Annotated in this window: 14 protein-coding genes and 1 tRNA gene; 14 read left to right on the top strand and 1 reads right to left on the bottom strand. The window is 54.2% G+C overall.

The window, feature by feature from the left end:
- The first annotated feature begins 26 nt into the window (after positions 1 to 26).
- The 13 genes from GCWU000341_RS04755 (at position 27) to GCWU000341_RS04815 (ending at position 12561) form a co-directional block, all read left to right on the top strand.
- Positions 27 to 1181 (top strand): phosphodiester glycosidase family protein, encoded by a 1155-nt coding sequence (locus GCWU000341_RS04755; RefSeq protein ID WP_009214654.1) that lies wholly within the window; start codon positions 27 to 29, stop codon positions 1179 to 1181.
- Between the two features lie 48 nt (positions 1182 to 1229).
- A complete protein-coding gene (locus GCWU000341_RS04760; RefSeq protein ID WP_009214655.1) occupies positions 1230 to 1658 on the top strand; it encodes a hypothetical protein in 429 nt (142 codons plus the stop codon).
- A gap of 335 nt (positions 1659 to 1993) precedes the next feature.
- Positions 1994 to 2977 carry a LacI family DNA-binding transcriptional regulator gene (locus GCWU000341_RS04765; protein WP_009214657.1) on the top strand — a complete coding sequence of 328 codons (984 nt, stop codon included), beginning with the start codon at positions 1994 to 1996 and terminating at the stop codon, positions 2975 to 2977.
- Between the two features lie 30 nt (positions 2978 to 3007).
- Entirely contained in the window at positions 3008 to 4258 is a 1251-nt protein-coding gene (locus tag GCWU000341_RS04770) for an ABC transporter substrate-binding protein (RefSeq protein WP_009214658.1), read from the top strand.
- 60 nt (positions 4259 to 4318) lie between these two features.
- On the top strand, positions 4319 to 5227 hold the full coding sequence (locus tag GCWU000341_RS04775) for a carbohydrate ABC transporter permease (RefSeq protein WP_009214659.1): 909 nt from the start codon (positions 4319 to 4321) through the stop codon (positions 5225 to 5227).
- Between the two features lie 85 nt (positions 5228 to 5312).
- A complete protein-coding gene (locus GCWU000341_RS04780) occupies positions 5313 to 6134 on the top strand; it encodes a carbohydrate ABC transporter permease (protein WP_009214660.1) in 822 nt (273 codons plus the stop codon).
- 67 nt (positions 6135 to 6201) lie between these two features.
- Positions 6202 to 6873 carry a PIG-L family deacetylase gene (locus GCWU000341_RS04785; protein WP_009214661.1) on the top strand — a complete coding sequence of 224 codons (672 nt, stop codon included), beginning with the start codon at positions 6202 to 6204 and terminating at the stop codon, positions 6871 to 6873.
- 52 nt (positions 6874 to 6925) lie between these two features.
- Entirely contained in the window at positions 6926 to 7876 is a 951-nt protein-coding gene (locus GCWU000341_RS04790; protein WP_009214662.1) for a carbohydrate kinase family protein, read from the top strand.
- Positions 7873 to 9228: a family 4 glycosyl hydrolase gene (locus tag GCWU000341_RS04795; RefSeq protein ID WP_009214663.1), complete on the top strand. Its 1356-nt coding sequence runs from the start codon at positions 7873 to 7875 to the stop codon at positions 9226 to 9228. Before GCWU000341_RS04790 ends, GCWU000341_RS04795 begins: the two co-directional genes overlap by 4 nt.
- Before the next feature lie 155 nt (positions 9229 to 9383).
- Complete coding sequence (locus GCWU000341_RS04800) at positions 9384 to 10796, top strand: SGNH/GDSL hydrolase family protein (RefSeq protein ID WP_155812651.1); 1413 nt, start codon at positions 9384 to 9386, stop codon at positions 10794 to 10796.
- Between the two features lie 2 nt (positions 10797 to 10798).
- A complete protein-coding gene (locus GCWU000341_RS04805; RefSeq protein ID WP_009214666.1) occupies positions 10799 to 11485 on the top strand; it encodes a sce7726 family protein in 687 nt (228 codons plus the stop codon).
- A gap of 88 nt (positions 11486 to 11573) precedes the next feature.
- Positions 11574 to 11648: transfer RNA gene (locus GCWU000341_RS04810), tRNA-Pro, on the top strand.
- Between the two features lie 196 nt (positions 11649 to 11844).
- Positions 11845 to 12561, top strand: a complete 717-nt coding sequence (locus GCWU000341_RS04815; protein WP_009214668.1) for an SDR family NAD(P)-dependent oxidoreductase — start codon at positions 11845 to 11847, stop codon at positions 12559 to 12561.
- A gap of 15 nt (positions 12562 to 12576) precedes the next feature.
- On the opposite strand, the gene hpf is transcribed toward GCWU000341_RS04815, so the two are convergent.
- Positions 12577 to 13110: a ribosome hibernation-promoting factor, HPF/YfiA family gene (gene hpf, locus GCWU000341_RS04820; protein WP_040653456.1), complete on the bottom strand. Its 534-nt coding sequence runs from the start codon at positions 13108 to 13110 to the stop codon at positions 12577 to 12579.
- A 302-nt stretch (positions 13111 to 13412) separates the two neighbouring features.
- Between hpf and secA the strand changes: the two genes are divergently transcribed.
- The gene (gene secA, locus GCWU000341_RS04825; RefSeq protein ID WP_009214670.1) at positions 13413 to 16061 is read left to right on the top strand and encodes a preprotein translocase subunit SecA; all 2649 of its coding nucleotides are present in this window, start codon (positions 13413 to 13415) and stop codon (positions 16059 to 16061) included.
- Positions 16062 to 16136 lie beyond the last annotated feature (75 nt).

Consider the following 16136-nt stretch of genomic DNA (forward strand, 5'->3'; position numbering starts at 1 on the left):
TATAGAGAGTATAGGGGGAGCAGCTTATGAAAAGAAGAAAGAGATACTTCGGACTTTGCTATGGGATTTTTCTCACGGCATTTACCGCGTATGCCCTGCTGGACACCTTTGTCATACCGCGCCGCATGGAGAAAAGCGTCCTTGCGGCAGATGCCTCTCTGAGCGAGGAGAAGCTCTTAGCCTTGCAGGAGGGGGACAGCGTTTCCATTAAAACAAGCTCCGCGAAATCCAGCGGAGAGAGCGGGGCGAGCCGGACGATTCAGGAGAGCGTAGAGGCGAAGATCCGGGAGAAAACCTCCGGCAGCAGCGGGGCGGAGAGCTCCGGAAACAATGGAGAGAAAAGCTCTGACACTACGTCCTCCTCCGCCTCCTCCAAAGGAGGGGGAAAGGGGAACAGCGGTACAGAGAGTGAGAAAACGGAGACAAGTGAGGACTCCGGAGAAAGCGCGGGAACTCTCATCGGGAGCTATGAGGATCAAAAGAGCAGGATCAGTGTCCGCTCCTACCGCTATAAGGGCAGTACAGTCTATGTAGCAGACATCACGCTCACGGAGGCGTCAAGCCTTAGAACAGCGTTTGCCAACGGCAGCTACGGGCGGAATATCAAGGCGCTCACTTCTGTGACGGCGGAGGAAAACGATGCGGTTCTTGCGATCAACGGAGACTTCTACGGTTCCCGGCAGAACGGCTATGTCATACGAAACGGAGAGCTCTACCGGGACAGCGGATCAGAGAATGAGGATCTCGCCATAATGAAGGATGGCTCCTTTCGGATCGTATCGGAATCCGACTACAGCGCATCTGAGCTTCTCAGCGCCGGGGCCGAACAGGTCTTTTCCTTCGGGCCGGCCCTTCTCAAAAATTCGGAGATTCAGGTCTCGGAGAACGAGGAGGTCGGAATGGCAATGGCCAGCAATCCGAGAACCGCGATCGGGATTTTGGGAGAAAATCATTACGTTTTCGTCGTCTCCGACGGGAGGACAGAGGAGAGCGCGGGGCTCAGTCTCTACGAGCTTTCGGAGTTTTTGCAGGAGCTTGGATGTAAAACTGCCTATAACCTGGACGGCGGCGGCTCCTCTGCCATGGTATTTCAGGGAGAAGTCGTCAATAAGCCGACCACGGGAGGAGACAGGATATCGGAGCGCGCCGTCAGTGACATCGTATACATCAAGAAAAGCTGAGAATGAAAAGCTGAGGATTAAAATCCGAGGAATCAGGAGGAGAAAAGAATGAAAGCTGATAGAAATCCTTACCTTCGCCCCTGTCTTTCCGCCCTGGGAATCACCGCCCTTGTGGGGATTTTCTCCGCGGTCTACGAGCATTTCGGACACGGCGTCTACTCAAATTACATGGTCTTTGCCTTTCTCTTTCCGCTTCTCCTCCTCGCCCTTCCGAGATTTGTTTTACTCCTTTTGGAGAATCGGAGGAGAGGGAGAGAGCGTCCTTTGGAAGAGGGAGGAGCCGTCTGGACACTCTGGAACGCCGGAGCTGGGACTCTCACGCTCGGGAGTCTCTTCCGGGGCATCCTGGAGATCTACGGAACACAGAGTCCCCTCGAAAAACCCTACTTCCTCCTCGGAGCCCTGCTCCTCGTCTTAGGGGCTCTTCTCTTTATGGGAGGAAAGGGAAGAAGACCCGCAGCCTTAGAGGAAGGATAATGCGGCATTGGAGCGCTTCCTCCAATGGCTTCCTCCAAGGAAAAGCTCCCCGGCTCTGCCTTTTTGGCAGGGCCGTTTTTTTATGCGGGAGAACGGATATGGAAATGCAGAAGACACGAAGGCTTTGCCGCATTGCTTCCCTGATCGGATGTAATTCATGTAACATCCATGTAATCCATGTAACAATATTGCCCGTAAAGCGGCGTGACAGTATAATCGGTTTCAAGTAGAAAGGATCGGTCGGAATTACAGGATTTCCCGGAAAGAATTCCCCGGAAGGCAGTGGAAGCGTATCAAACCACTTCAGCTTTTGTACCAGGGAGGATGAAAAAGGGATGGCAGTCACGATACGGCAGGTAGCAAAGGCGGCGGGAGTCTCAACGGCGACAGTGTCCCGGTATTTCACAGGAAGCTCTGTCGTCCTGGGAGACACGGCGAGGAAAATAGGGAGGGCGGCGGAGCAGCTCGGTTATGTGCCGATCCGGGGAAGATCGAAGAGAAGAAATCCGGGTGCCGTGGCTGTGCTTTTTTCCGATCTCAGGCTTTTGTATTATAGCGACGCATTGAAGATATTGATCGAGGAGAGCCGCCGCTATGCCTATCATCTCATTGTGCTCCCGCTCAGCGGAGACTGTGAAAAGTATAAGAAAATTTTCAGCGATTCACAGATCACGGGTGTGATCTATTTTGAAGAGGATCTGAACCGCGAGATTACGAATTATATCAAGGCGAAAAATATCAAAACCGTCATTTTCGGCGGCGCCGCGCGGGACAGAAGAAACAAGATGATCCATATCAATGATCTCGCGGCGGCCCGCGCCGGCTGTCACTATCTCTTATCCCTTCACCATAGAGACATCCTCATTCTCTCCGACGCTCCCCAGAAAATCAGTTCGGGCTTTCAGAGGATTACGGGATGCAAGCGGGCTTTTGAGGAGGAGGGAGCAGAGCTCAGAGAGGAGCTCATAAAATACGGAGAGCTCAGCTGGGAAAATGGAAGAAAGCTTGTACTTCAGGCGCTCCGGGAGGGACTTCATTTCACTGCTGTCTATGCATTCAGCGATGAGATGGCTCTCGGCGCGATCAGCGCCTTATATCAGTCGGGGCTCTCGGTTCCGGGGGATGTCTCGGTCATGGGATTTGACGGTACGGATACCGCGCAAAGGATGGTGCCCCGTCTGAGCACGGTGCGGCAGCCCCTCAGAAAAATGGCGGAGCTTGCATTGGACTCCTTTTTGAATGAGGATTCGGAGGACAATCTGGAGTGCATTGTTCCCTACCGCATCGAAGAGGGGGAAAGCTGCAAAAGGGCGGACTGATCGAAGGTATTGCAGGAGAGGAGAAGAGAGATGAAAAAAATGCTTACGGCAATTCTTTCGGGGGCGGCGGCGCTGTCTCTGTTTGCTTGCACTGCGCCCGAAAAGGTCGGATCTGCTTCCTCCGTGAAGCTCACATTCTGTATCTGGGATGAGGTACAGCAGCCGGTATTTGAGAGGATCATAGAAAAATTCGAGGAGGAAAACCCGGATATCGACGTGGAGCTGCAGCTGACGCCATGGTCTCAGTACTGGACGAAGCTGGATGCCGCGATGGGGGCAGACAGCGCGGCGGATGTCTTCTGGATGAATACTTTTCTCCCGAAATATGCGTCGGCGGGGCTTTTGGAGGCACTGGACGGATATCTCGAAAAGGATGGAATTGCAATGGATGCCTATGTCGCGTCCTCCGCCGGTATGTGCCGCTATGAGGGCAGGCAGTATGGCATGCCGAAGGGCCTGGACACGGTGCAGCTTTTCTATAACAAAGAGATTTTCAGAGAGTATGGAGTAGAAGAGCCAAAGCCCGGCTGGACCTGGGAGGATATGGTTAAAAAGGCGGAGGAGCTCAAGGCGAAGAGCTCTGAGATCTATCCGATCCTTATGGAGCTCGATCCGCAGCCGTCCTACTTTAATTTCATTGTGCAGTCGGGAGGATATATCCTGGATGAGAGCGGGAAGAAGACAGGACTCGGAGAGCCCGGAAGCATAGAGGCCTATCGGGATATCGTTGAGCTCATGGATCAGGGATTGATGCCGGACGCACGGGTTCTCTCGGATACAAAGGGAACGGACCTTTTCCTCTCGAAAAAGGGGGCCATGCTCTTTATGGGCTCATGGAAATGCTCTCTTTTAGATCAGGCCGGCTTTGGAGATCAGATTGCCGCGGTCCCGATGCCGCTCAGGGAGAAGGGAAATCAGAGTGTGATCGGAGGTCTGAGCTATGCAATGAATGCGAACTGCAAAGATAAGGAGGCCGCATGGAAGCTGATTCGCTACCTCTCCGGAGAGGAGGCAAACCGCATGCAGGCCGAGGAGAAGATCGATATCCCGGCGCTGAAAAGCGCGCAGCAGTATTATCGTGCAGAGCATATCGATACCGCCGTACTCTTTGAGGCGGCGAATTCCGGCTTTCCCTATCCGACATCGCTCCTTGCGGCGGACTGGAACCAGGTGATCTCGGATTACTCGGGGAAAATATTTGCGAAGGAGCTCAGCCCGGAGGAGGGCTGCCGGGCGATGCAGAAGGAGGTGCAGGATATCCTGGATAAGGAGCAGACCTGACGGAAGAACGGATGGCGGAGAAAGGCAGAAAGAGTTTTTTCGGAGAGTGGTGAGACTGCAATGAAAAGAAGGACAGAATCTGCGGGAGGGAGGAGGAAAAGAGAGGCAATTTTTGCTTATCTGATGATCGCCCCGCTGATGGCGGGCGTTCTCCTCTTCTATATCGGAGCGTTTTTTAAGAATCTCTATTATGGCTTCACCGACAAGGGAAGCTTTGGCGATGCCGAATTGATCGGTATAAAAAATTATATGGAGATCGCAAAGGACGGTGCCTTTCTCCGGGCGGCCGCAAACACCGCGCTCTATGCTCTATTCTGCGTTCCTGCGGTGCTCCTCCTCTCCGTACTTCTCGCCCTTCTCTTAAATGTAAGGCTGAAAGGGATTGGCCTCCTTCGAGTATGCATATTCCTGCCCGCGGTCACGCTTCCCTCCGCGATCGGACTGATATGGAGATGGATGATGAACTATGAGTTCGGTCTCTTCAATGAGATCCGCGCCCTTTTCAGTCTGAAGAGGATCGCCTGGCTCTCAGATCCGAATTATGCGCTCTTCTCCGTCTCCCTGGTTTTTATCTGGGCGAATGTCGCCTATCCGGTCATCATACTCCTTGCCGGCTTACAAAGCATCCCGTCCTGCTACAGGGAGGCGGCCCAGATTGACGGCGCGGGAAGATGGAGACAGTTTACGTCGATCACGCTTCCCCTTTTGTCCCCGGTCATTTTCTTTGTGCTGATCACTACGGTCATCAATGTACTTCAGATCTTTGATTTCATTTATCTCATGATTCCCGAGGGAAGCATCGGCATGGCCTCCGCTCGCTCTCTGGTATCCTATTTTTTTCGACAGTCCTTCGTAATGGGACACAGGGGCTATGGAGCCGCGGTCAGCGTCATTTTGTTCCTTTTGATTCTTTTGGTCACGATGCTTTTGATGTTTTTACAGAAAAGAATCGTGTTCTACGATGACTGAAGTGCCGTAAAGCGCGGGATTGGAGAAGGGATGGATTCCCCGAAGACTTATAGCCGGGGGCTTCAGAAAGCGAGGCGGAGTGAAAATGAAGAGGGGGAGAGAGAGGATCATTCTCTATGCGGCACTGAGCCTCTGTGCATTTCTCACGGTCTTTCCGTTTCTATGGGCGGTTTTGACCGCATTTAAGAGCTATGAGGAGAGTATACGGATTCCTCCGACCTTCATTCCGGAGAATTTCAGGTTGGAGAACTTCCGTATTGTCCTGAAAAAATTTCCATTTTCGGCATTTTATGCAAATACCTTTTTGATGATCCTCTTCGTCATCATATTTCAGCTTTGCCTTTGCTCCATGGCGGCCTATGCCTTTGCGAGGCTGCATTTTCCGGGACGAGAGCTCATCTTCTGGAGTCTTCTTGCCCTTTTGATGGCACCGGGGCAGATCTTTCTGATCCCCAATTATGAAACTATGGTGAAGCTTCACCTTGCGGACACGGTCACGGCACTATGGCTTCCCAAGGTCTTCAGCGCTTTTGGGACCTACCTGCTCCGCGAATTTTTCCGGGGAATCCCGAGAAGTCTGGATGAAGCGGCCATCCTGGACGGCTGCAATTATTTTCAGATCTACCTTTGGATTCATCTGCCCCTGATCCGGCCGGCCCTGTCTTCCCTTGCGATCCTCACGGCGATTTCCGCCTTTAAGGATCTGATGTGGCCTTTGATCGTCAACAATTCCATGGACAAGATGACATTGTCCTCTGGGCTTTCCATGTTGATCGGGGAGCATACGACGATCTATCCTCAGGTCATGGCCGGCGGCCTGATCGCTGTTCTTCCGATGCTTCTTCTCTTTTTTATCTTTCAAAGGCAGTTCATCGAGGGGATCGCGACAGCGGGAATCAAGCAGTGAGGACCCGACTCCCGTGTAAATCCGGCGTCCGTCAGATAGGGACTTGTCCCCTTATAAGGAGGTAAAAATGATTGATCTTTTGGCGGTCTGCGCGCACCCGGACGACCTGGAGGCCGGCCTGGGAGGGACCTTTATCAAGGCGAAGCAGGAGGGACTTTGCACGGGACTTGTTCTCTTTACCAAAGGAGAGGCGGGGGGACATGCGGAGGCGGAGCTCAGAATGAAGGAGGCGGAGAAGGCGGCCTCAGAAATGGAGCTGGATTATTTCGCCGTCCTGGATTTTCCGGATGCCGGATTATTCTATTCACCGGAGGCAGTGCAGGCTTTGATTCCGCATCTTCGGAAATGCGAGCCGAGATATCTCTTTACCTTGCTGTCGGAGGACTATCATCCGGACCACGCCGCCGTCTCAAAAATCACGGAAGCTGCGCGCTTTTGTGCGGGACTGAAAAAGTACTCTCCGGACGGCAAAGAGTGGCACTGCGAGGACCTTTTGTATTTCGGGGTGGATGATCGAAGAAACCGGCAAAGACCGGAGCTCTACGTGGATATTTCGGACGTTATAGACAGGAAAAGACGGATCCTGGAGGCCCACGCGTCTCAGCAGATTCTGGAGCCCTGCATGAGGATGGCGGAGGCCTATGGGCAGATCGCGGGAGTTGGATATGCGGAGGGGCTGTATCTGAAGGCCGCTTTTACGGTCCGGCATCCGGGCGCACTCTTTTCGAAGGAGCGCTGAGAGAAGAGAGGGAAGTACAGGATGGCAATATTTCGAAGGAGTACTGAGAGGGATGACTAAAAGAGCTGTCGGCATGGGGATTGCAAATATAGATATCATCTTCAGCGGCATAGACAGGATTCCTTCCCTCGGAGAGGAGCTTTACAGCAAAGCCTATTCCTGTCAGCTTGGGGGAGGTCCGCTTGCCACTCTGATCCAGCTTAAAAGACTGGGTGTTCCCGTGAAAATCGGGACCTATATCGGGACGGGAAAGCTCAGCACCTTTTTGAAAAGAGAGCTGAATAAAAACGGAGCGGCAGTGGAAAATATGCTGGAAACGGAAGAAGAGGATCCTGTCACTCTGAGCTGTGTTATGTCCTGCCCGGGAGACCGCGGGATCATGTCCTGCCGCCCGGATCCGTCGGCCTTTGCCATGAGCCGGGAGAAGAGAAAGAGATTTTACGACGGCGCGGATATTATATATCTGTCCGCGGATCAAAAGGAGCTCTGCCGGGAGCTGAAGGAGCAGGGGAGCGTGGTGGTACTGGATTCCTCCTGGAGTGAGGACAATACGATGGAGTGCTACCGCGAGATTCTTCCCTACACGGATTTCTTCATTCCGAATGAAAAAGAGGCAATGATGATTACAGGAGAGAAAACAGCGGAGAGGGCACTCCTTGCCCTGGCCCCGTACCAGAAAATACCGATTATAAAATGCGGAGCAGCGGGCTGTATCTTTTTGGAGAATGGAAATATAGAGCGGATTCCTCCGATCCCAGTCAAATATCGGGATGCCACAGGGGCGGGGGACGCCTTTGCGGCGGGCTTTCTCTACGGCCTTTGCCACGGAAGAAGCATAGAAAGCTGCCTTCGCTACGGGAATATCGCGGGAGGAAATGCCGTCTCCGCGGTCGGCTGTTTGAGTACGGATCTCAATGAAGGCGGAATACAGGAAGCCTATGAGTGCTTTTACGAAGGCTCTGATAGGGAAGCTTTCCGGCAGAAAAGGAGGGAGAGAGCATGAAGCTTTCGGTAATCGGAGGGGGCGGGGTCCGATCCCCGCTTCTTGCAAAAAGCATTGCGCAGCGGGCGAAGAAGCTTGGAATCACAGAGCTTGTCTTTATGGACATCGACGAAGAAAAACTTCGGATATACGGCGGACTTTCCGCTGAGCTCTCCCGCCGGCTGAATCCAAAGCTCGCCTTTTCCATGACAAAAGACCCGGTCGAAGCCGTCCGGGATGCGGATTATCTTATCACAGCGATCCGGGTCGGCGGGGATTCCCTGCGGGTACAGGACGAAAGAATTGCTCTTTCTCTCGGTGTGCTGGGCCAGGAAACTACCGGTGCCGCCGGCTTTTCCTTCTCCATGCGCTCGGTGCCGGCGCTCGCAGAATACTGTGAACTGGCCCGTCGGTATGCGAAGCCCTCGATTAAGGTATTTAATTTCACAAATCCCGCAGGACTGGTATCCCAGACACTTCGGGATATGGGCTATGATTTCACCTATGGGATCTGTGATGCTCCGATCGGAATGCTGTCCCAGTTTGCCGCTCTCTATGGCGTGCGCCCGGAGGAACTGGAGGGGGAATGCTATGGACTGAACCATCTCTCCTTTTTCCCCTCGATCCGGCTGCACAAAAAGGAGCTTCTGAAGGAGCTGCTCATGAGAGAGGATGCCCTCGAGAAGACGGATCTTCGCTATTTTGAAAAGGATCTCCTCCTTCACATGGGACTTGGCTTAAATGAATATCTATATTATTTTTATTATCGGGAAAAGGCGCTTTCCAACATTCTGAATGCTCCCTCTACCAGAGGAGAGCGGATTGAGGAGATCAACCGCCGCATGACGGAGGAGCTGTCCGGAATGGATGTAAAGAGCGATTTTGAGGCCTGTCTCCGCTGCTTTGAGCGTTGCTATGGGGAGAGAGAAAATGCCTATATGGAGAGAGAGACGGGGATACACCGGGACTCTTCCCCGGCCCTTTCCTCCGGAGGCGACGGCTATGCGGGGGTCGCTCTTCGCTTCCTGGAGATCTTAAAGTCGGGCAAGGCGGGAACGATGATTTTATCTGTGCCGAATCGGGGCGCGATTCCCGGACTTAAGGACGATGATGTCGTAGAAATCAGCTGTGAGATCACAGAAAGCTCCGTGAGACCCCACCGCTTTCCGGAAGTCGATGAGAGAGCACTCGAACTGATCCGGCGCGTTAAAAGCTATGAGAGATTTGCATCGAGAGCGCTCCGCAGGCGTTCGATCAAAGATGCCGTAGACTGCCTGATGCTTCATCCCCTGGTCAATTCTTATTCCCTCGCGAAGGAGCTGTGCGAAAAGTATCTGGAGCTCAACGCGCCATACTGTGGAGGGTGGAGCTAGTCCCTCATCAAAAGGCCGAAGAAAGCTTCCCTGTCCTTGCAAAGCGTTTCCCTTTTTCGTATAATCTAAAAAATGACAATGACATTACGGGACTTGCACAGAGAAGGGGAATGGGGCCTCCCTGGGCTCCGAAAAAGTGAATGGGGAAGATCAGGATGAAAAGAGCTGTACTCCTGACAGTCCTGCTGCTGATATTGCTTGCGGCGGGGCTGTCTGTCTATGTCGGGAGAGTGACAGCGGAGCGGGACGCCTGGAACAAAAGCGTTCAGAACGGAAAGCGCGCGATGGCGGCGGAGGGAAAAAAGCCGGAGAGCGGAGAGAGCGAGGCAGTGAAGACGGTTTCCGAGGGGAAGGCGTCCTTTTACCAGAAGCTCCATGACAGCGAGAAGGTACGCATATTGATCCTGGGGGATCATTTTGCGGAGAGCTCCGGGCTTCCGGACGGAGTGGAGAGCTGGACTTCCATCCTCCGGAAAGAGCTGTCGGAGCGCTACGGCTCCGAAGTGGAGATCGTAAATCTCGCTCTTCCCGAGGGAAATGATGCCTACTCCGCCTATGTGCAGCTGGAGAACGCTCCGAAGGATGAGCCGATGGATGCCGCGATTCTCTGTCTCGGCTCCTATGATGAAAGCTTCAGCTTCCGTCTTCGCTATGAGGGACTGCTTCGGACGCTCCGCCTGAAATACGAAAAGTGCAGTCTGATCTCCCTGATAGAAAGCGTCGCGCTCACAGATCCAGGGAGAAATGCGGATGAGACCGCCTCCTATATCCGGGAGCTCACGGAGCACTACCAGGGGCTCACCGTCAATGAGGCCGAGGCCTATGCGATGAGTGGGGAGGACTACAGCCGCTTTACCGGGGAAAATCATATCCCGAATGCGGAGGGGCAGAAGCTCTGGGCGAAATGGATTTTAGACGGGATTGCCCCGCTTGTGAGCAGCTATCAGGGCTATGACAGCGCGGAGATCGAGAGAAAGGACCCCGATGCGGCGGCCTATGACCATTATTTTTATGTCCCTGCCTCTTCCTTTTCCAGGATAGACGACCACAGCTTCCGTATCAGCGCGGCAGAGCTTCAGGCTCTCTCCGTCTCGGACGCCTCTCTGCTCGGGATTGACTGGCAGTGGGTCCAGGGGCAAAATGATGTCAACGCTCTGATAGACGGGCAGCTTCTTGGAGGAAGGACCGAAAATTACAGTGGAGATCAGGATTCGGAGAGGCATATCCAGATCATCGGGGACGGGGCGAATATCAGCTCGGATCTCACGATGACCTTTGCTTCGGAGCAGCAGGCGGATCAGTTTAAGGGGGTGATCTTCTCCGGTTCGATTCCGCTCACAAGAGAGACAAAAGAGAGGGAGTTCACCGTCCTCCCGGCCCCTGCCCCGATGGAGAGCGAGACGGCGGGCGGAGATGCCCCCGCTCCCTCCGATGGGACAAGCGCTTCGGAGAGCCTTCCGCAGGAGGTCCCGGAGACACAGGCTCCGGAGAGCGGAGTCATGTCGGAGAGCGACAATACGGATGAGGTCATCCTCGGGATCGGAGACGGACCGGTGGGGGAGTCCTGAGCATGCTCCGGGACAAGGAGATTCGCGAGCCCCTCTTTGATTTCTTGGAGGAGCGCTACGGGAAATGCCGCATTTTACAGGAAAAGATCATGGGGAAAAGCCGGGCGGATATCGTCATGGTCACGGAGGGTGCGCTCTACGGCATTGAGATCAAGAGCGACGCGGACCGCTATCTCCGGCTGAAGACGCAGGTTCCGGATTATGAGCGCTATTTCGACTACAATATTCTCGCGGTCGGGAGCAGCCATGCCCTGCACGCGGCGGAGCATGTGCCGGAGAGCTGGGGGATTCTCTCCATTGAGGAGAGCGGAGAGGGCCTGGATTTCTATGAGCTCCGGGCGGCGGGAGAAAACAAAAAGCGCTCTTTGAAAAGGCAGCTCTCCCTGCTTTTCCGGCCGGAGCTCTCCCGCATTTTAAAAAGGAATGCACTCCCGGAGTACAGTTCTCTCTCTAAGGCCGCACTCATCCGAAGGCTCACAGAGCTCCTCCCCCCTGAAATTCTATCGTATGAGCTCACGGAGGAGCTTTTTGAGAGGGATTATCTTAAAATCGAGGAGGAGATCCTCGCCTGGAAGAGAGAGCGGGGGAGACTCGGGGCGCTTTCCGCGGGGACAGGAATCCGAAGAACGCGGCGGAGGGAGGCGAAGCTCTATGTTTCGCATCGGATCCGGGGCAGAAGGAAGCGCTGATGGAACGGCATATTTGACAAGTCTTCCGCTTTTTAGTATGATAATTCAGTTCCAAGTTCCGTTTTTTGGAGCGGGAATTTAATGATTTCGGGGTGTGGCTCAGTTTGGCTAGAGCACCTGGTTTGGGACCAGGGGGCCGCAGGTTCAAATCCTGTCACCCCGATTCGAAGTATCGGATCACGATAGACCGCAGATACTGTTTTTAAGGATCGTTAAAATGGATGGCATATTTTTGCTTTGGATTGCAGTTTCTTGATTTTTGGCAATAATTCGAAAGGATTATTGCCTTTGTTTTTGTATTCTCGAAGAGCTGTGAGCTTCTCGGCTCTTCGGACTTTAGAGAGGGGAGCGGAATCGATTTGAAGCTTGCGATCATCACAGGGGCGTCCCGGGGGATCGGGAGAGCCGTGGCGGAACGCTTTTCGGAGGACGGCTGGGAGCTCATCCTAAACTGCAGGAGGCATTTCGGGCTTCTCCGAGAGCTCTCGGAGAGGCTCGAGAAAAGGACAAGCTGCACGATCGTAGAGGGGGAGATCACGGAAGAGCTTCTTTCGGAAAGGCTTGGACAGGCGGCGCTTTCCCCGGGGGAGCTTCTCCTCATCAATAATGCGGGGCTTTCCCTCCTCTCTCTCACGCAGGATGTCGGGGAGGAGGAGTACCGGGAGGTTTTGGATACGAATCTGAGTGCTCCTTTTCGCCTCACAAGGGCATTGATTCCCTATCTTCTCAGGGCGCGGCAGGGCCGGATTCTGAATGTCTCCTCCGTCTGGGGGATCTCCGGAGCCTCCATGGAAACCGTCTACTCTCTCACAAAGGGCGGGATCAACGCTTTTACCAAGGCCCTCTCAAAGGAGCTTGCGCCGAATCATATTCCGGTCAACGCGGCGGTCTTCGGTGCAGTGGACACCGATATGAATGCCTGGCTCAGCAAAGAGGAGAGGGAGGAGCTTTGCCGGGAGATCCCCTACGGCAGGATGGCGGACACAAAAGAAGCCGCGGAGTTCCTGCGGCTTCTTTCCTTGGCTCCGCCCTATATGACGGGGCAGCTGATCGCCTTTGACGGCGGCTGGATCTGAGACTGTGCCTTTGATTTATTCCTCCGGCTCAATCAGTCCGTAGGAATTTTCCTTTCTCTTATAGACGACATTGACCTTTCCGCTGTCCCCGTTTTGGAAGACGAAGAAGCTGTGTCCGACGAGCTCCATCTGCAGGCAGGCCTCCTCCGGAGTCATGGGCTTTAGATCAATCTGCTTTGTCCTCAGGATGCGAATCTCGGCATCCTCTGTCTTGTCCTGCTCCTTCTCCAGGAAGGCCTCGCTGAAGGCCAGAGCGCTCTGCCTCCGGTCAATGATCTTCTTGCGGTATTTCTGAATCTGACGCTCGATCACATCCACGACCAGATCGATGGACTGGTACATGTCCTCCGTCTCCTGCTCGGCCCGGATCACGGTTCCCTTTACCGGGATGGTCACCTCGATCTTATGCATATCCTTCTGCGTCGAGAGCGTGACGGTGCAGGCAGTATCCTGCCTGAAGAACTTATCCAGCTTTCCCAGCTTTTTCTCCACCATATTGCGGAGACCGTCCGTCACACTGATGTTTCTTCCGATGATCGTTAGCTTCATAGACATTCACTCCCTTTCTGAAAGTGGAAATTCCGGCCGGCACTTTGCGGAACGGCCTTCCTTTTCTATACTGTAATGATACCATATAAAAAACAAAAAACCTATGTTTTTTCGGCGAAATTTCCGGAGCCTCCGCGGCTCGGAGCGGGGAATCTATCGCTTGAATAAGCTTCTCCGATGTGCTAGACTTTGAAAGTTAAAGCCCTTCCCCATAGCGACGGCGGCATTCGCCCTGGGATGCAGGATGCTTCGGGAGAAGGAGCGGACGGGATGGTATCGGGAGAAAAAGGAGTAGAGGACGCATGAACCTTTTAGAAAGAATATTCGGGACGCATTCCGACAGAGAACTTCGGCTGATCCAGCCGAAGGTGGACAAAATTCTCTCTCTTCGGGACGAAATGACGAAGAAGACGGATGAGGAGCTCAGGGGCCAGACCGATAAATTCAAGGCGCTCCTCGCGGAGGGGAAGACGCTGGACGACATCCTGCCCGAGGCCTTTGCGACAGTGAGAGAGGCGGCCAGGCGCTCGATCGGGATGGAGCATTTTCCGGTACAGCTGATCGGCGGCATCGTGCTCCACCAGGGGCGCATCGCGGAGATGAAAACCGGTGAAGGAAAGACGCTGGTCTCTACCTGCCCGGCCTACTTAAACGCGCTCTCCGGAAACGGCGTGCATATCGTCACGGTCAACGACTATCTGGCAAAGCGTGACGCGGAGTGGATGGGGCAGGTCCATCGCTTCCTCGGGCTCTCCGTCGGCGTCGTCTTAAACGATATGAAGACGGAGGAGCGGCAGGCCGCCTACGGCTGCGACATCACATATGTCACAAACAATGAGCTCGGCTTCGATTACCTCAGAGATAATATGGCGATCTACAAAAACCAGCAGGTGCTCCGCGGCCTGCACTACTGCATCATCGACGAGGTCGACTCTGTCCTGATCGATGAGGCGCGGACACCGCTCATCATTTCGGGTCAGTCCGGGAAGTCCACGAAGCTCTATGAGGTCTGCGACCTGCTCGCAAGACAGCTGGAGAGGGGAAAGGAATCCGCGGAATTTTCGAAGATCAACGCGATCCTCGGAGAGGAGATCGAGGAGAGCGGGGACTTCATCGTCGATGAGAAGGAGAAGACGGTGAACCTTACGCTTCAGGGCGTGAAGAAGGTCGAGGATTACTTCCATATCCGAAACCTCTCCGATGTCGAGAACCTGGAGATTCAGCACAATATTATCCTCGCTCTTCGGGCAAACAATCTCATGGCGAGGGATAAGGACTATGTGGTAAAGGACGATGAGGTCCTGATCGTGGACGAGTTCACCGGACGAATCATGCCGGGGAGGCGTTATTCCGACGGGCTCCATCAGGCGATCGAGGCGAAGGAGCATGTTCATGTGAAGCGGGAGTCCAGGACGCTCGCGACGATCACCTTCCAGAATTTCTTCAATAAATTCGAAAAGAAGGCCGGAATGACCGGTACCGCGCAGACGGAGGAGAAGGAGTTTCGAAATATCTACTCCATGGATGTCATCTGCATCCCGACGAATAAGGAGGTCATCCGCGACGATCTGGATGACGCGGTCTATAAGACAAAGAGGGAGAAGTTCGAGGCCGTCGTGGATGAGATCTCCAGGATCCACGAGACGGAGGCTCCGATCCTGGTCGGCACCATAGCGATCGAGACCTCGGAGATGCTCTCCCATATGCTGAAAAAGCGCGGCATTTCGCACAATGTCCTGAATGCGAAGTTCCATGAGCTTGAGGCGGAGATTGTCGAGAAGGCGGGAGTGCACGGCGCTGTCACCATCGCGACCAACATGGCCGGCCGTGGTACGGATATCAAGCTGGACCCGGAGTCCAAGGAGGCGGGCGGCCTCCACATCATCGGAACCGAGCGGCACGAGTCCCGCCGGATCGACAATCAGCTCCGCGGCCGTTCCGGACGGCAGGGGGATCCCGGCCAGTCTCAGTTCTATATCTCTTTGGAGGACGATCTCATGCGCCTCTTCGGCTCCGAGCGCCTGATGGGCATGTTCGAGGCCCTCGGCGTCCCGGACGGGGAGCAGATTCACCACAGCATGCTCTCCCGTGCCATCGAGAAGGCGCAGGAGAAGATTGAGCTCAACAACTACGGCATCCGTGAGAATCTTCTGAAGTACGATGATGTCAATAATGAGCAGAGGGATGTCATCTACGAGGAGAGAGAAAAGGTCCTTGAGGGGGACAATCTGCGCCCGCTCATGATCCGCTTCCTCACAGAGATCGTGGACAATTATGTCGACAGCATCATCCTGGACGATCAGACGCCGAAGGAATGGAATCTGAAGGCCTTGAATGACACGCTGATGGAGATCATACCTCTCCCGAAGCTGAAACTCAGCGAAGAGCAGTTTGAGCACATGACAAAGAGTGAGCTCAGGCAGCTTCTGAAGGAGGAGGCACTCCATATCTATGAGCAGAAGGAGGCGGAGTTCCCGAATCCGGAGCAGATGAGAGAGGTGGAGCGCGTGATCCTCCTCCGGATCATTGACCAGAAGTGGATGAATCATATCGATGATATGGATATCCTCCGGGACGGCATCGGCCTGCAGGCATACGGGCAGAAGGATCCGCTCGTCGAATATAAGATCACGGGCTATGAGATGTTTGAGGAGATGATGAGAGGAATCCAGGAGGAGACGATCCGCGCTCTCACCCATCTCACCGTAGAGGAAAAGCCGGAGAGAGAGCAGGTCGCAAAGCCTCTTGCGACAAACCGCGATGAGACGGGCGTAAAGCAGCCGAAGCTCAGGGAGAAGCGAAAGATCTATCCGAATGACCCCTGTCCCTGCGGATCCGGAAAGAAATATAAGAACTGCCACGGAAAGGACGAGTATCAGAAATCGCTCCTTTCGGAGGGGGCGGCTCCCGCGGCGGAGCTGGCAGCTCCCGCATCCCCCGCGGAGAGCTGAGGGGGAAGCGGTTTATACTTTTCCCCGACTGCTTTTCCGCACTGCGGCAGGAAGGCAGCGGAATCCGGTCCGCCC

This window comes from Oribacterium sp. oral taxon 078 str. F0262 (genome assembly GCF_000160135.1).
Classification (GTDB): domain Bacteria; phylum Bacillota; class Clostridia; order Lachnospirales; family Lachnospiraceae; genus Oribacterium.

Bases quoted from the DNA above. Each gene is read 5' to 3' on its own strand.
- GCWU000341_RS04805 (WP_009214666.1), top strand. From the start codon at position 10,799: ATGCTCCGGGACAAGGAGATTCGCGAGCCCCTCTTTGATTTCTTGGAG.
- GCWU000341_RS04770 (WP_009214658.1), top strand. From the start codon at position 3,008: ATGAAAAAAATGCTTACGGCAATTCTTTCGGGGGCGGCGGCGCTGTCT.
- GCWU000341_RS04760 (WP_009214655.1), top strand. From the start codon at position 1,230: ATGAAAGCTGATAGAAATCCTTACCTTCGCCCCTGTCTTTCCGCCCTG.
- GCWU000341_RS04780 (WP_009214660.1), top strand. From the start codon at position 5,313: ATGAAGAGGGGGAGAGAGAGGATCATTCTCTATGCGGCACTGAGCCTC.
- GCWU000341_RS04755 (WP_009214654.1), top strand. From the start codon at position 27: ATGAAAAGAAGAAAGAGATACTTCGGACTTTGCTATGGGATTTTTCTC.
- GCWU000341_RS04800 (WP_155812651.1), top strand. From the start codon at position 9,384: ATGAAAAGAGCTGTACTCCTGACAGTCCTGCTGCTGATATTGCTTGCG.
- GCWU000341_RS04775 (WP_009214659.1), top strand. From the start codon at position 4,319: ATGAAAAGAAGGACAGAATCTGCGGGAGGGAGGAGGAAAAGAGAGGCA.
- GCWU000341_RS04795 (WP_009214663.1), top strand. From the start codon at position 7,873: ATGAAGCTTTCGGTAATCGGAGGGGGCGGGGTCCGATCCCCGCTTCTT.
- hpf (WP_040653456.1), bottom strand. From the start codon at position 13,110: ATGAAGCTAACGATCATCGGAAGAAACATCAGTGTGACGGACGGTCTC.
- secA (WP_009214670.1), top strand. From the start codon at position 13,413: ATGAACCTTTTAGAAAGAATATTCGGGACGCATTCCGACAGAGAACTT.
- GCWU000341_RS04785 (WP_009214661.1), top strand. From the start codon at position 6,202: ATGATTGATCTTTTGGCGGTCTGCGCGCACCCGGACGACCTGGAGGCC.
- GCWU000341_RS04790 (WP_009214662.1), top strand. From the start codon at position 6,926: ATGACTAAAAGAGCTGTCGGCATGGGGATTGCAAATATAGATATCATC.
- GCWU000341_RS04765 (WP_009214657.1), top strand. From the start codon at position 1,994: ATGGCAGTCACGATACGGCAGGTAGCAAAGGCGGCGGGAGTCTCAACG.